This is a genomic window from Furfurilactobacillus siliginis (assembly GCF_001437435.1).
GTDB classification, from domain to species: domain Bacteria; phylum Bacillota; class Bacilli; order Lactobacillales; family Lactobacillaceae; genus Furfurilactobacillus; species Furfurilactobacillus siliginis.
On the sequence record NZ_JQCB01000015.1, the window covers coordinates 15,912 to 30,533 of the forward strand.

Annotated in this window: 20 protein-coding genes and 2 pseudogenes; 11 read left to right on the forward strand and 11 right to left on the reverse strand. The window is 37.5% G+C overall.

From position 1 onward, the window contains the following. Position 1: 1 nt before the first annotated feature. From IV55_RS08710 to mobQ, 4 genes are read right to left on the reverse strand one after another with little or no spacing between them, the layout of a single operon-like run. Positions 2 to 337 (reverse strand): CagC family type IV secretion system protein, encoded by a 336-nt coding sequence (locus tag IV55_RS08710; protein WP_057811360.1) that lies wholly within the window; start codon positions 335 to 337, stop codon positions 2 to 4. A 1-nt stretch (position 338) separates the two neighbouring features. Further along, positions 339 to 953, reverse strand: a complete 615-nt coding sequence (locus IV55_RS08715) for a hypothetical protein (RefSeq protein ID WP_039107125.1) — start codon at positions 951 to 953, stop codon at positions 339 to 341. A gap of 38 nt (positions 954 to 991) precedes the next feature. Beyond that, entirely contained in the window at positions 992 to 1,330 is a 339-nt protein-coding gene (locus IV55_RS08720; RefSeq protein ID WP_011222043.1) for a hypothetical protein, read from the reverse strand. A 52-nt stretch (positions 1,331 to 1,382) separates the two neighbouring features. Next, complete coding sequence (gene mobQ / locus IV55_RS08725) at positions 1,383 to 3,443, reverse strand: MobQ family relaxase (RefSeq protein WP_057811362.1); 2,061 nt, start codon at positions 3,441 to 3,443, stop codon at positions 1,383 to 1,385. A gap of 252 nt (positions 3,444 to 3,695) precedes the next feature. On the opposite strand from mobQ, the gene IV55_RS08730 reads away from it, so the two are divergent. Both IV55_RS08730 and IV55_RS08735 read left to right on the forward strand, forming a co-directional pair. Then, positions 3,696 to 3,923 (forward strand): hypothetical protein, encoded by a 228-nt coding sequence (locus IV55_RS08730; RefSeq protein WP_083484001.1) that lies wholly within the window; start codon positions 3,696 to 3,698, stop codon positions 3,921 to 3,923. Positions 3,924 to 3,945: 22 nt separating this feature from the next. Continuing rightward, the gene (locus IV55_RS08735) at positions 3,946 to 4,224 is read left to right on the forward strand and encodes a hypothetical protein (RefSeq protein WP_003646133.1); all 279 of its coding nucleotides are present in this window, start codon (positions 3,946 to 3,948) and stop codon (positions 4,222 to 4,224) included. Here the strand turns inward: IV55_RS08735 and IV55_RS08740 are convergent. From IV55_RS08740 to IV55_RS08755, 4 genes and pseudogenes are all read right to left on the reverse strand, one after another. After that, a pseudogene (locus IV55_RS08740) lies at positions 4,214 to 4,720 on the reverse strand (hypothetical protein). The gene IV55_RS08735 and the pseudogene IV55_RS08740 sit on opposite strands and share 11 nt — an antisense overlap. Continuing rightward, the gene (locus IV55_RS08745; protein WP_054769787.1) at positions 4,710 to 4,991 is read right to left on the reverse strand and encodes a type II toxin-antitoxin system RelB/DinJ family antitoxin; all 282 of its coding nucleotides are present in this window, start codon (positions 4,989 to 4,991) and stop codon (positions 4,710 to 4,712) included. The pseudogene IV55_RS08740 and the gene IV55_RS08745 overlap by 11 nt, the downstream one beginning before the upstream one ends. A gap of 258 nt (positions 4,992 to 5,249) precedes the next feature. Beyond that, positions 5,250 to 5,591: pseudogene (locus IV55_RS08750) on the reverse strand (replication initiator protein A); the annotation flags it as partial. Positions 5,592 to 5,861: 270 nt separating this feature from the next. Next, positions 5,862 to 6,140 carry a BRCT domain-containing protein gene (locus IV55_RS08755; RefSeq protein WP_057811367.1) on the reverse strand — a complete coding sequence of 93 codons (279 nt, stop codon included), beginning with the start codon at positions 6,138 to 6,140 and terminating at the stop codon, positions 5,862 to 5,864. A gap of 975 nt (positions 6,141 to 7,115) precedes the next feature. On the opposite strand from IV55_RS08755, the gene IV55_RS08760 reads away from it, so the two are divergent. The 3 genes from IV55_RS08760 (at position 7,116) to IV55_RS08770 (ending at position 8,953) form a co-directional block, all read left to right on the forward strand. Next, complete coding sequence (locus IV55_RS08760) at positions 7,116 to 7,925, forward strand: ParA family protein (RefSeq protein ID WP_015474642.1); 810 nt, start codon at positions 7,116 to 7,118, stop codon at positions 7,923 to 7,925. Then, positions 7,918 to 8,247 carry a DUF5388 domain-containing protein gene (locus IV55_RS08765; protein WP_041816175.1) on the forward strand — a complete coding sequence of 110 codons (330 nt, stop codon included), beginning with the start codon at positions 7,918 to 7,920 and terminating at the stop codon, positions 8,245 to 8,247. The genes IV55_RS08760 and IV55_RS08765 overlap by 8 nt, the downstream gene beginning before the upstream one ends. A gap of 457 nt (positions 8,248 to 8,704) precedes the next feature. After that, positions 8,705 to 8,953 carry a GlsB/YeaQ/YmgE family stress response membrane protein gene (locus IV55_RS08770; protein WP_003606447.1) on the forward strand — a complete coding sequence of 83 codons (249 nt, stop codon included), beginning with the start codon at positions 8,705 to 8,707 and terminating at the stop codon, positions 8,951 to 8,953. Positions 8,954 to 9,070: 117 nt separating this feature from the next. Here IV55_RS08770 and IV55_RS08775 read toward each other — a convergent pair whose 3' ends face one another. Continuing rightward, a complete protein-coding gene (locus tag IV55_RS08775; protein ID WP_225425844.1) occupies positions 9,071 to 9,841 on the reverse strand; it encodes a phage minor head protein in 771 nt (256 codons plus the stop codon). Between the two features lie 310 nt (positions 9,842 to 10,151). Further along, positions 10,152 to 10,733: a recombinase family protein gene (locus IV55_RS08780; RefSeq protein ID WP_003636336.1), complete on the reverse strand. Its 582-nt coding sequence runs from the start codon at positions 10,731 to 10,733 to the stop codon at positions 10,152 to 10,154. Between the two features lie 357 nt (positions 10,734 to 11,090). On the opposite strand from IV55_RS08780, the gene IV55_RS08785 reads away from it, so the two are divergent. The 6 genes from IV55_RS08785 (at position 11,091) to IV55_RS08810 (ending at position 14,267) form a co-directional block, all read left to right on the forward strand. Further along, a complete protein-coding gene (locus tag IV55_RS08785) occupies positions 11,091 to 11,282 on the forward strand; it encodes a type II toxin-antitoxin system RelE/ParE family toxin (protein WP_057811371.1) in 192 nt (63 codons plus the stop codon). Between the two features lie 117 nt (positions 11,283 to 11,399). Beyond that, positions 11,400 to 11,741 carry a helix-turn-helix domain-containing protein gene (locus IV55_RS08790; protein ID WP_057811373.1) on the forward strand — a complete coding sequence of 114 codons (342 nt, stop codon included), beginning with the start codon at positions 11,400 to 11,402 and terminating at the stop codon, positions 11,739 to 11,741. 19 nt (positions 11,742 to 11,760) lie between these two features. Then, positions 11,761 to 12,456 carry an ATP-binding cassette domain-containing protein gene (locus IV55_RS08795; RefSeq protein WP_057811374.1) on the forward strand — a complete coding sequence of 232 codons (696 nt, stop codon included), beginning with the start codon at positions 11,761 to 11,763 and terminating at the stop codon, positions 12,454 to 12,456. A 2-nt stretch (positions 12,457 to 12,458) separates the two neighbouring features. After that, entirely contained in the window at positions 12,459 to 13,223 is a 765-nt protein-coding gene (locus IV55_RS08800; RefSeq protein ID WP_057811376.1) for an ABC-2 family transporter permease, read from the forward strand. Between the two features lie 2 nt (positions 13,224 to 13,225). Next, positions 13,226 to 13,897, forward strand: a complete 672-nt coding sequence (locus IV55_RS08805) for an ABC-2 family transporter permease (protein ID WP_057811378.1) — start codon at positions 13,226 to 13,228, stop codon at positions 13,895 to 13,897. A gap of 13 nt (positions 13,898 to 13,910) precedes the next feature. Continuing rightward, on the forward strand, positions 13,911 to 14,267 hold the full coding sequence (locus IV55_RS08810; protein ID WP_057811380.1) for a hypothetical protein: 357 nt from the start codon (positions 13,911 to 13,913) through the stop codon (positions 14,265 to 14,267). On the opposite strand, the gene IV55_RS08815 is transcribed toward IV55_RS08810, so the two are convergent. Continuing rightward, on the reverse strand, positions 14,264 to 14,622 hold a 359-nt coding region (locus tag IV55_RS08815), incomplete at its 5' end, for a tyrosine-type recombinase/integrase (RefSeq protein WP_237756169.1). The two genes, IV55_RS08810 and IV55_RS08815, sit on opposite strands and share 4 nt — an antisense overlap.

Below are 14,622 nucleotides of genomic sequence, written 5' to 3' on the forward strand. Positions count from 1 at the left end.
ATTAAGTGAATAGGCTGTAAACCCAAGGTAATAGCCAGATAATCGCTGCCGCTAGGGCCACTAAACCAGCCACCCGACCAACCGCGTGATAAACCTCTGATTTCTCTCGCGGATCGTCTGCGTCAGGCATTCTTTTGATAATAATAAATAGCGCGACACAAATCCCGACTAAAACGACCAACCCGGTTAAAATACCTTGAATCGTCTTCCCAGCGCTGGTTAGCTTGCTTTTTACTTCGCCACCGTCCGCCGCCAAAACAACCTGGGCGTTCATCAATCCCAAGTAAATTGCAGTAGCTCCAGTAGTTGCTAACGTTTTTACTTTGCTGAACTTCATGTTATTCCTCCTTCCTATCGTCTTCTGATGTTCTTAATTGAATTTGTTCTGCCTGCGTTTCTTCTGGCTCACGCTGATAGAACTTGTTCATTTGTTCCTCGGCAATTTGCTGGCTTGGTAATGGATCGGTGGCTAATTTGACGCGGCCGTTTTCACTCGTGGCTAAGTAATACTCTTTTTCTGACTGGCCTAATTCTTGGGTCTCTAAGACATGCAAATTATGTTCGTAACGGTCTAAGGCGTTATCAACTTCTAAGCCATAGAAACCTAAGAAACCTTCTAAGAAGCTCTCACCAAAAAAGGTCATTTCGTTTTTGATCTGCTTATATTGATGGGTCGGTTTATCACTTACCAATTTTTCGGTCTTTTTAGCATTTTGACTGTCTTGATGGCGATTAAACCAACCACTAAGCTTTAACGGCTCAGTCTTCAACTGGCGTTTAACGGTCTTCTTAATCATTGCTTGCCGAACTTCATCGATTGGCTGACCATCTTGATCTAAAATTGCTTGTAACTGTTTTGGATCAGTCAATGCTTGGTCATCATCAACCACAATCGCCTTTTGATCATCATGAACTAGCTTGCCATTAATGCCTTGCCAGCTTTCTACTTTCATTGGATCACCTCCTTATGTTGTTTGTTGGGTTAGAAATATTAAACAACTAGCTTTCCCCTAACCCGCCCGGTAAAATGGATTATTAGGAGGGTGACACCTAGAAGGCGTATTTCTAGGTGCTGATCCCCGTTAGCAACTTCACTGCTTACGAGGACGCCCTCTTTTTTTATGTGGTTTTTAACCCACTCTATCCCTTCATCAGATATTAATTTATTGGTACCTGAACCAAGCAAAAATTGATCAGGGAACTCTGGATGTCGTTTGATCCAGTTGCTGACATAATTTCGGCCACGCCCCAGCTTATGATTAGCTTGCGTTAGGCTGTACCATTCCTGATTGCCTGTCACATGTAAGTTCTCCTTTCTTAATTTAGTCATAGTTTAGCACTAAAAGGTGTAACTTACACCATTTATTTTTTTTACATTTAGGTTACAAATGCATGCTCCCATCTTCATGCCGGTTTCGAGTTTGGTGTTGCCGTTGCTTTTTCGTCATTTCCCACTCAGTCTCCTTTAGTCCACGTAGTCGCTGCTTTCTTAGATAGTCCGTGTTCTTCGCATATAAAATGGTTATTAAGGCTTCGTCCAAAATATTAGTCAGGTAGTTTTTCGGGCTAGTTGGGTAATAATTAATGGCCTGATAGTCCTTAATTTGGTCTTGCTTATATTGATCAAACCGTGTTGTCTGTTGTTTCAAACGGGCTTGCACCATTTCAATTTGTTTGTGATCCAACTTAGGATCTTGGCCACATTCGCCGATAAACAGTTGCCGGGTGCCATCATGTTTTAAGACCCGTTGCAGTCGATGATCCTGAATATCTTTTAATTCCATTTTACCTAACAGGTAATTTAAACCGGCTTGGTGTTGCTGACTAGTAAAGACTACCGGTGGCTGCTGTTGTAATTGACTAAGATCATCGGCGCTTAATGGCTTTAATTCTGGGTCATAGTAAACCACAGCGGTATAGATTTGCTCCTTATCAATCGTCTCTAGCTTATCCAGGTCACTGTCCGGAAAAGCAGTCGTTAGAATGCTGTTGTATTGAGTTTGCACTACGGCTTTAACTTCCCGCATGACCCGTAAATTTTTAACCGCTTTAGAAATGAATTCGAGTTCGTTAGGTTGATAAGCGGCTAGCATGCCCCGATCAGTAGGCTTCAAATCGTCTAACTGGTGACCATGTTTGGCTAGTACCGTGGTTAATTGCTTCTCAATTGTTTGGGCCTGCTGATTAACTAACTGCCAGCTGGTATATGGCCGCTTGGTAAACGTCAATAATTGCTGGGTTAATAAGTCACTTCGAATATCAGCTAACCGTTCTGCCAATTCGCTACCCTTAAAAATCGTTTGTTCACTATTAGTTTCTTTAATCAGTTCCCGTCGTTCAGCTGCGGTTGTCTGTTCAAAATTAAGTTCCGGATAAAGCTTTTTCGTTGCTCGTTCCACCACTTTATTTAACAACTGGTTAGCTTGTGCTAGTGATGTCGTTTGCTGGTCAATAGTCAGCAGTTGCTTGGTTACATCTTCACCAATGGCATGTTTGATTAATAAGCTGTTTTTCCAATTAAACAGCATGCGCTGTTTATCATCTAAATGTTCTAAATCGACATAGGTTTTCAATTGCTGACTTAGATGACTAATTGTGTGTTTTTCAGAGAACGATAGCTCGTCAGTTAACGCGTCAAAATGTTCATGATTTCTTATCTTTTCGTCAAGATTATGATATTTAGCTTGAGCGTTTCTTTGCGCGCTAACTTGTTGATTAAATGCTTTTCGATTTTTTCTTTGGCTGTTAATGCCTTCGTGTTGGGTAGGTGTCTCTTGAATCCCTTGATCGACAAACGATTTTTCACTAATCCGATCCGGAATATTTTTTTGTGCTAAAGACTGATTAACACTTGCTGCCCAATTATGCCGCCACTCATTAATTTTTTCTTTTTTATCCCAATCAACCAACCAAATTTTTCTTTGTTTTGGAAACCCGCTTTTGGTTAAAAGTTGCTTGCCATTTTCATCTTTAATGTACTGCGTCTTTGCTTTTAATCCCCAACTACCATCGGGGTTAAATGGGCGATTGGTTAACATCACATGTGCATGCGGATTGTCTGGGTGATCGCGATGAATTGCTACGTCAGCTACCATACCTTGATCGACAAAATTTTCTTGCACATATTTTGTCAGTAATTCTTTCTGTTCTGATTCACTTAATTCTACCGGTAAAGCCACGTTAAACTCTTTTGCATACCGTGAGTTTGATTTGCGATCTTTCTTTTCAACTTCATTCCACAACTGCTCTCGATCACTCGCCCATTCCGGTGAATTTTTTGGCGTCAAAATAAAGCTTTCTGGCATGATCGATCTGGCATAGAAATAGTGGCGATCTTCCTTATCATCAAATAGCTTTTCACCACTTCGATAAGCGGCACTGGCAATCGCACTTCGTCCTTTACCAGCACTAATATTACTAAAACTAATATGAAATATTGCCATGTCAGTCACTGCCTTCCTTTGATTCTATGGGTTTTGACTTTGTTGTCGCCATCGGCGACTTCTAATACAGGTTTTTGGGGGTTAGAACAACATAGAATTATTTCTATGTGTAAGTGCGCATTGACCTCGTTTCACTCGGTCTTCTGATTCTCTTAACTTTAACTTAGTGTATGCTTTCTGCTTCGCTATTTCAAATTTTATACTTTGACTTAACGTTTCTTATATGATATAGTTTCGGTGATTATTTCTAATATGATTGGAGGGATCGTTATGTCTCAAAGTAACTTAGAAAAACAAGAAGCTAAATTAAAAGCACTTAATCAAAAAATTAAGGACGAAAAAAATAAGATTGAACAACGGCTAGGTAAACAAATCATCAGTCAAGCCAATTTAGATTATGCTAATTTGTCTAACGATCAGATTAAGCTTTTAGCCAAGCAATTTTCTGAATTTTTAAAGGTAAAGTCCGTAGATAATTAGCCATACGAGATGGGGAAATTCCATGTCTAATCAATATGAAAAACTAGTCGAGCAGCAAGCGCGTTTAAAACAAAAAATCGAGCGGGAAGATTTTAAATTACGGCAATCTAAATACTATGAAAATCGGCAAGCCCGCAAAGCCCGTTCTCGCCGATTAATTCAAAAAGGGGCTTTATTAGAAAAGTACTTTCAAGCTAATAACCTCTCGGTCGAACAAACCGAAGAACTTTTAAAAACATTTGCTGACTATGTTAACGCCCATAAACCGGATAAATTAAAAAACGATCAACCTAATAACTAGGCCGATCGTTTTTATTTTCAGGATTGTTTTTTGGCTTAATTTCTGGATTGTGTTTAGCAAAGTCTTTTAACTGTTTTTGAATTCTTTGTGTAAGCTCTGCTTTACTTTATTTGTGCTTCCTTTTACTTGATCGCTGTTGAATTATCTTTTGACCCTTACCTCTTCTTTTTGATTTTAGGTCAAGCGTAAAATCTGAAATTTTATTTTGATCTAGCTTACTTAAATGACCGATTTCTTTAAAGTTTAAACCGGCTTTGGGAAAGCGATAAATATTACCAAGATCGACCCAGGAAGGTTTCTTCAACCCAGCGGATTGCCAATCTTGAATCGGATAATATTGTTGCTTGATATAAGCCGACTTCTTTTCATACTGACTAGTAATTTTAAAAGCCTCGACCGTCTGTTCTGATACCCGACGAATTAAAACTGGTCGAGACTTGCCACCGTTAGTTTCTACAAAACTAACGTATAGGCTGACTAAGTCATTAGTCCTCATCTGGATCGTTGAGCCAATCAGCGACCTCTTTAGCGTCTTTGAACTCGGTGACTGGTGTCCCTTCGGTCGCCTTTAAAAAGCGTAAATTAGCTCTTTCTTCTTCGCTTAAAGACGCATTAAAAGGTAAAGCACCATTAGCAACAATCCGCTTGTAAAACATGTTAATGGCCGTGGTTGGATTTAAGCCCAATTCGCTTAAAACTGCTTCGGTATCATCGGCCAAATCTTTATCAATCTTGACTTGGACCCGTTTCTTTTCCTTAACTGTCATGATTGTCTCATCTCCTTTCTTTTACTACTACCATTATACTACCTTTTGAGTACCCTATCAATAGATAAAGCCCTGGCCTCAAATCACTTGAGCTTGGCGTTGATCTAAAGGCTGAACTTTTGAGCTGGTTAGCCTGGTTAGCTCTGGCGCTCATTTAAAAGCCCATATTCTTCTGTTTAAGCCATTTAAATCTAACTTAAGTATAATAGGTCAGTAAGTCTTAAAACCGCTTAGAAAGGATTTTGTAGCCTTTTAGGACTAGTAGTACAACCCACTGTTATCGTTGTCGGCCGACTTTTCTTCTTCGGGGTGTTTGGCCGCATATTCTCTAGCAGCTTGTTTATTCCACCAAACGCCAAATAGGTTTTGCATGGTGCCGTATAAGTAGTTCTCCACGTTCTTGATATGCTTCTCATTGCTTCTTAGGGCGTTAAAGTAGCGTCTTAAGGCTTTAGTCATCAAAGGTTTTAGTTCTTCGTCGTAAAGCGGGATTATGACGCCAATATCTTGATGATCCTTTTCAACTCGGTACTTAGCATTTAAGATAATGCCAATGAAGCGCCGCATTTGTTGCGGGGTACGGCACCAAAAACTAAGCAGTATTCATCATGTTACAGCACCCAAGTAAAAGCTACGAAGATAAAAACATTCATCCTCAAAATATGTAACCTAGAAAAAAGGCCTCCAGTGTTAAACCGGGAGCCTTTTTTAGTATACCAATTTCTACTTCACATAAGGCGGCTTATCCCAAGTAACCACCATTCACCCTGATAAAACAACGATCCGTTATTTGGCCTTTGTGAAATTTGACGGGAGAGGAGTGGTCTAGATGAAAAATCCCCAAAAAATCAGTAAACTCACTTTGTGAATTTAACCGCCTAAACTACTAGACCATTGCGCCAATCGTGCCTGACACCAGTCCAAAAAATCCCGTTCTGAAATCGTTGGTGTTCCCGTCAATAACTTTTTTGTGATGGGCTCCTCACCTAAAGCCGTCTCAATTAACCCAACCACTAAATAATCTGTCTGTTTCGTAACCCAATTTTGTGGTTTCGCCCCAAAGACTTTCGCCAAACTAAAAGCTTGATCCCGAGTCATGGTAGTTAGACGTCCGGTAAAAGCAATCTCACAATCTCTTAAATCAAGCATTTTAAATCATCAACTTTCTTGATTTTAATGTTGGTTTTGACTTGACGGGTTATGGTTTTCCATTCAGTTTAGAGGGAGTGATGTTTTGAGCGCAGAATTGTTCCCTGGAAACAGTTATTTGGAATAACTGAACCAGAGTGCAATTCTACGCTAAGGTTTCCCCCTAGTTCGTCGGTCGTTAACGCCCGTCGCTTGTCTGTACAATTGCGGTATTGCTACCACCACTCATTATAAACCTACGTTTTCGGTTTAACCTACTAAAAAACGCCCTAGTAGGCGTTGGCAATACGTATTTATGTTTGTTCGATCACCAACTAATCAGTGGCACCAAGCCGAAGCTTCGTTTTACCACCCGCGCCATTAATGGTCGCGCTCACCATTCACCACCCAGCCGTACAGATGACCTTGTTGTGGTATAGCCAGACTTATTGAAGTCGCCCTGGCAAACGTGTCCCCTTGGATTTAGACCCCAGCTTGTCCCCTAGGGCTTTAAAAATCGCACCGGCCATGATATAATAACCATTAATCAAATGATTTTTGTGGCGCTCACCAATGGCTGTTGGTGGGTGTTTTTTTATGTTCTATTTATCGATTTCATTTAGAATTATAGCTCAACCACAACAAAAGTCAATGGTTTTAAAAACTAGCACTACAGCACTACAACACTATAGAACAAAAGAACTACAGCACTACGGAATATAAGCACTACAGAACTATAGAACTATAGAACTACGGAACTAAAGAACTACGGCACTGTTTTTTCTTTTAGTAAATGCTTGCACATAGGGCTTAAAGCTATACGGTAGTGCTAGCACTACGGAACTAAAGAACTACAGCACTATAGAACATAAGCACTACAGAACAACAGCATTATAGAACTAAAGAACCAAAGAACTAGCGCACTATAGCACTATATAGTGTTGATTCAAAAACGATATAGTGCTAATATAACAACAATCGTTAGGAGGCATTATCATGACACAAACCATAACATTTGGAAATTTTAAAGGCGGAGTTGGAAAAACTAGTAATTCAACATTAGTAGCTCTAGACCTTAGCAATCGTGGTTACAAAACACTACTAGTTGATTTGGACCCCCAAGGAAACGCCACAAATCTACTCTTGAATACTAAAGTTAATATTGATGGAAAAGTTGGCCATTTTAAAAAATCTCTCATGGCTAGTATTGAAGATGGCGATTTAACTCAATCTTTAATACATATAAAAGAAAACTTCGATATCCTAGCTTCTGCACCTGACTTTGCTCTTTTCCCACGCTATATGGAAAAAATCAAAGACTATAATGAACGCGTCAAAGAATTCAGTAATCTTATCAAGCCTATTAAAGATAAATATGATTATGTCATCATAGATACGCCGCCTACTATCTCGTTAATCACCGATTCAGCATTGTATGCCAGCGATTATTGTGTAATTGTTATGCAAACTCATGAACATAGTTTTGAGGGAGCTCAAGCATTTATAGAGTATATCCAGGAACAAGTTATTGATACCTACAAGGCTCCCCGTTTGGAAATCGTTGGTATATTGGCTGTTCTATTGCAAGCCGGAGCTCCTGTAGATGAAGCAACTATTCAAAATGCTATTAATCAATTTGGAACTGAAAACATTTTTAAACATAAAATTCACTCGATGCAGAGGATCAAGCGTTATGGAATAACTGGTATTACTTTCAATACTCAGTTTGATAGGCGTGTATTCAAAGTATACAAAGACGTAACTGACGAGATGCTAAAAAGAATGGAGGCAATTGAAAATGGCTAATAAATTGATTCGGTCTAACCGCAACCCAATTAAGCCAGATAAGCAGGCTGAAATTTCGGATTTTTCAAATTCAAATAAAGGAATTAAAACCCCACAAAATCAAGTTGCTTCGGTTACTTTTGACACAAACCTAAAAATCAACAACCACATTAGAAACAAATTGCAAGCAATGGCTGTATTAGGGTATAGTGACAATCAAAAGGCAGCTATTGAAGTAGCTTTATCTGTTTATATTGAATCTTTGACTTCAGACGAACGTAAAGAATTAGAATTTCAAATTGATTCTTTAGAAAAACGTGATGTACGCGTAAAAAGTAAATAATCACGCGCGCTCAGACAACACGTTCAGCTTTTAGACGTATACTTGTCCGTTTAAATGAAGCAGAATGTACAAAAAAAGTCCTCTTTGGTAGATTGCAAATTTGTTTTCATCATCAAAACTCCTTTTTAAGTCCGTATGCTAATTTGTTTGTAAGTGCAATAAATAAATCGATTATTCTTTAACGCCTGTAATTGAGAAAAAGGCAAATCAAAAATTCCTATTTTAAAAAGAATGGCACAATCGAATAACTTGTATGCAAATATTCAATTGTCTATAATTAGATTTAGAAGGATGCAATTTAGATAATGGAGGATTTCATATGAAAAGATTTAGACTTTGGTCAAAAATATCAATTATCATTTCTATATCTCAACTTTTATTAGCCATTTTTAAAGAAATCCAAAACTATAACAAATCTAAAAAACATCCTTCGAAAAATAAGAGAGGATGATGTTTTATGCATTGGTTATGGGTTTTAATTATTGGTGCCATCATTGGTGCTATTGCTGGAGCAATTACTAGCAAAGGAAAATCAATGGGGTGGATTGCTAATATTGTTGCCGGATTAGTTGGTTCCTCTATTGGAGAAGCTATACTCGGATCTTGGGGCCCTCAATTAGCCGGAATGGCAATTATTCCTTCAATTATTGGAGCAGTAATTGTTGTTGCTGTAGTTTCTTTCTTTGTCGGTAAATCAAAGAATTAGTTTTTAAGCTTCATTTAAGGTTCTTATACTAATTATAGATGCTAACTTAGTTAGCACCCCTCGACTTTGTTGTGAGCGAAGCCAATTAATAATATTCCTGACCCACTTAGTTTTAAACTAAGTGGGCTTTTTTTGTTCCTTAAATACCCTATCAAGTTCACCAGACAGCAGATTCCCATCTTCATCACAGGCTACCAGCTGGCAACGACACCTTGGATGAGTATCCGTGACTGGAATCGGTGCTTGTCCATAGGCAAATTTTTGTCTATCAAGTGGTTCACAAATATCACAAACACGATCATCTTCCTCGGTTAACCACATCACATACTGAACATTCTGTTCATCATACGCTCTATTCTTACCACCGTTGCTATTGCGTATAGCTTCATTAGTTGTTAACGTATGAATTCTGGATAGCATTTGGTTCATAGGCGTTGCTAAATTGTCATCAATTCGATCACCGCTTTGAGGAATACTGCGGGTCATTTTATTGATGTCTGATTTTTTCATGCGGCGACTCAAACCCTTGTTCAGGGTTTCTTTCATTCGTGTCGTCATGACGTCGCCATGCACCCAAATTCGTTGAGAATACTCAGCTTGGTTGGCTACTTTATCTGGAACTGTTGATAGTTTATTAGGGCTTGAATTATTATAGCCATCGATATACTGCTGTTTAAGTTCATTCACTGCAAATGATTCACTTTTTGCTGTAGCAATATTCATACCGGCGCCAATCATTGCACCCAACATATCACGCCGAGAAATAGATGCTTGGGCAAAGATTGCTTGCAAGCGTTTAGACAATTTGTCACTAGGACTAGCGTTAGCTAGCATTTCATCAATTGCTTGGTAAAAGGTAGATGATGCAGTATATATTGCTATATTCACTAGTGACAAAACTAGAGTTGACCAAATCCTTCAATTGATTGGCAACGACAATGTTGAATGTACTGATTATCTTGAAGATAACTTTTTTGCTTGGATGTTTTGGAAATATGATCGAAACAACAGGCAAATTAATTCTGATATTGGATTGCCAGCAAGTTACGTTTCTTTGAAAGAAGACTGATACTAATGTCACCTTGAAGATATTCACTAACGACTTCTGCTTTTAATTCTGAACTATATTTGACCATAGAAAAAGTGCTCCATAACTGTTAGATTTCTTGTCTAACAATTATGGAGAACTTTACCTGTCTTAGATTTTAGAAGTATCACTTGGTTTCTCAATTAACTTAAACCGTCGCTGCTGCGTGCGTTTACTAATCCCCGTCTTTCGTTCAATCATCTTATAAGTCATGCCTTGTTTTCGCAACTCATAAGCAAATCTGATCTGTTCATCAGAATACGTTTTCGGTCGCCCTTCCCGAAACAACGGATCATGTTGCTTGGCATACAATTTACCTTCTTGTGTGCGCGTGACAATCATATCGCGTTCAAACTGCGCAAAGGCGCTAAATATTGTAAAGACTAATTGGCCAGTCGGCGTATTGTCAATTAAGCCCATATTCAAAATGTTGACTTTGACATTTTCTTTAAACAACTCTTGGATAATGGCTAATGCCTCGCGCGTGTTCCGTGCAAACCGATCCAACTTAGTTACAATCAAAGTATCGCCTGTTTTTAGAACTCGCAACAATTTTTGAAACTCCGGTCGTTCAGTAGTTGTGCCAGTAAACTTTTCTTGAAAGATTTTTTCTGCTCCTGCCAATTTTAGTAACTCAATTTGATTTGCTAATTTTTGATCAGTGGTACTGACCCGCGCATAGCCATATTTCATCTTTTTATCTCCTCACTTATGTCATTAAGTAATGACACGGTTCTAACTCTTTAATTATACAGCATCAAAAAAGAGGCCACAACTATTAAGTTGTGGCCTGCTTTTTGATGCTAATTCTCTTTTTCACCAACAGATTAAGAAACAAGCTGCTGAGATATTTGATGATCTAGATCTAAATCTTTCAATTTCCATAAACATCTTTATTTCAGAAAAACATAACTGACGGAAGTTTACCTTTGAGATTGAGAATCCAATTTATAGTGAGGCCAACCAGATAGAACTGAATCGTCATTTCAAAGCATAGCTAATAATAAGAATCTCCATGCTCATTAATTTCCAGACAATAGAGATTGATAAATGACATCAGTTAAATTTTTAGGTGAAACATGGCATGAGTATGTTGTCTGGCAGATTGAAGACCAAAGAGCTTTAAGTCATATCAATAATTTAATAAAACTAATTCAGAGCGATGGGGTAGGATTGGGTCTAAGAAAGCTAAATTCCTTTTTTATTCTTGGTAAATTGTCGAATACTGCTGATATAAAATAGATATAATCGTTGTTATACCAAGGATGCAACTGCTGGTTGTCAGATTGCTCAAATAATATGCATGCATTCTTAGAAGACCTGTTAGATAGTAATGTGGTGGAAGGGAAGTTTTGCTGAATGATTTTAGGGCAACGAATTCGAGAGGAACGTGAAAGAAGGAACTGGACTCAAAATGACTTAGCTGAACTATTAAATGTTAGTAGACAGTCTATTTCAAAATGGGAAATTGGCTCAGCCTATCCTGATATTGAAAGATTAATTCAGATTAGTGATTTATTTGAAGTTAGTTTAGATAGTCTTATCCGTGGAGACGAAAAGTTTCAAAAAAAGATTAAAGTAGAGAGCTCTAAAGTTGGTATGACTTTTTGGGACTTTATGAGTTATCGCTGGTGGGTAATCTTTGTTGTTGCATGGTGTTTGGCTTGGCTGTTACCAGTCATCATTCATGCACTTAAATAAAAATAAAGGAGTGGCAGTGATGACAGAATACATTTTAAAGACAAAACAGTTAACTAAAAAATTCAAGAATAACATTGTTTTAAATCATATTAATTTGGAAATACCGAAAGGGAAGATTTATGGATTACTAGGAATCAATGGAGCTGGAAAGTCGACTACCATGAAGATTATTACCGGAATTATTACCAGTTTTGAAGGTGAAATGAAATTCAATGGACAACCATGGAGACGATCAAGTTTAAATAAAATAGGGGCCTTAATCGAATATCCGGCAGCATATGAGAACTTAACAGCGTATGACAACATGAAAATTGTTGCTTTAGAAGAAGATTTACCACTTGACGGGATTCCAATAACCTTAAATCGTTTGAATATTAATGACACTGGTAATAAAAAAGTGAAAAATTTTTCATTAGGTATGAAACAACGATTAGGAATTGCCATGGCGATGTTGAAAAATCCAGATTTTTTAATTTTAGATGAGCCTTTTAATGGCCTTGATCCCTATGGAATTAAAGAGTTAAAAGAATACTTAAAGGAGCTTACTGAAAATGGAAAGACAGTCATGATTTCCAGTCACATTCTTCCGGAACTTCAAGATATTGCGGAGTATATTGGTATCATCAATAATGGTTCGCTAGTTTACCAGCAGGCAGTGACAGGCAAAGAAGATTTAAACCAAATATTCTTTGAAAAGACCCAGGAAAGGAGTTAGTCATGCAGACAGCTTTAAAAATTGAAATGTTAAAGGCAAAGGGCAGTACTTATTTGAAAACTGCTTTGGTCCTGCCTTGTATTTTCTTAGTATTTACGTTAATGACCATATTGTCATCAACAAATCCTACAGGCATGGCTGATGGAGTTAGCATCATTCAATCTAACATTTTTAATCTGTGGGGATTAATATTGTTGCCAATTTGTATTGTGGTGATCATTAGTAGTGATTTTCAGCAAGAATCTAGAGCGCTGGGAAGACAACGGGCTCTGGCCAACAACTGGTCTCTGAAATGGATATATCTGGCAAAAACATTAAAATTCTGGTTGCTAGTTTTACTTTCTCAACTAGTTCTGGTTGTTATTGTGTTGATCAGTAATTTATTGACAACTAAAATAGTTGGCAATTTTCCATTGTTGTTTTGTACTTCTTTAGTTATTTGGATTGGCAGCTTACCACTAATCGTAATTAATATGTATTTACTAAGCTATCTGAATGCCATTATGGTCAGCATACTAAACTTGTTTATTTCTATTGGAAGTACCTTTTTAGGAATAACACTAGCCCCATGGTTCTGGATTGATCCATGGGTATACGCATTGCGGACAACAACACTACTAAGGAGTAATCCAAACGGGACAATTCTAACTACCGGTAATACCTTGGTACATGATACTAGCTTTATATATTTAATCCTGTTATCTGTTACCTTTTGGGTAATAATTAATTATTTATACTCAATAATTATCGACAGAAAGGTGGCATAGCATTGTTTAAAGTAATCTTTCTTAAAATTAAGCATCAACCATTTCTCCTAGGCGTTTTGTCCTTAGTTATTGGTTATGGATTGTTAATTATTTGGAAAATAAAACTTAATCCTAGTAATAGTGATATTTGGTTTAAAAATGGCCTAGTCTATTTAAATTGTCTGACCCCCCTTTTGATTAGCTTAATTATTGCTATTCAAAGGAAATTTGAAGATCAAAGACCTAATTTTTATAGTGTTTTATCATCTCCTAGCCGAACAAAATGGCTTTTAGCTTTCTCACTAGGAGCCTACACCATCTGGTTAATGAATCTATTAACCTTTAGTTTGTTATTTTGGATTTTTACCAAGGTGCCCTTTAGTGAATACGTTAATTTATGGGTGAGCGAAGCGTTTTTAGGAATGATTTGGGTGCCAATTATTGAATATTTTGGAATTATTCATAGTTATTTAGCAAGCATAGTTGTTGGCGTTATGACCATTCCGTTTACGATCTATTATGGAACGACTCAATTAGGGATTGATTTATGGAAAATGATACCTTGGGTATATAGCATAAAAATATATCTAATTCCTAAGTCGCAATTAATTTGGATGATTTTAGTCATTTTGATTTGTACGTTACTGGAACAATTATTGGTTAATTGGTGCTTTAACAATTGGACAGGTAGATAAGGAGAGATTAAAAGTGAATCAAGTAAAAAATATCGTTATTTTTATTTCGTGGGTTTCCTTAGCAAGCATTATTGTTTTATTTGCTATCCAAACTCATAGTTTTAATCAAATCATGGTATTATTTTTAGTGATTTTACCAACATTGTTAAATGTGCCCTTAATTTTTAAAAGCCGGAACAAAACCACAACTAATTTTCAATTTCTTATGATAGGGATTAGTATTGCGATATTCCTATTAGCTATGGTGACGTCAATACTCGAATCAACATATATTAATTATGTTCGTTGGGGAATGGGATTAGCGTCAATTATGGGTATATCGATCAATGCTTACCTCATTCATTGCAGTACAAGAAAGAGAAAAGTTTAACCAAAATCGATTTGGTCCAGCATGGTTTCTTGACTGGCTTGATCCAAACTCAAATAAGTTAACGTCATGGATTCGCTGGAATGGTTCAATAGGCGCATGACTCGGCCGATATTATAATTCGATTGCGTGTAGACGCGATAAGCCTCAGTTTTACGCATCGTATGGGTACCTAAATAATTAATTCCTAGCAGATCGCCAACCTTGCTCATGATTTTATAAAACTGTTTTTCCGTGAGATACCAATCAAGGTGCTGAATGGAAGGTAAGAGCCATTCAGATGCTAGTTTGTGATCAAGCGGCCATTGACGGTACAATAAGAGCTCTGTTTGAACCGGTTTAAGGTACAAGGTATTAG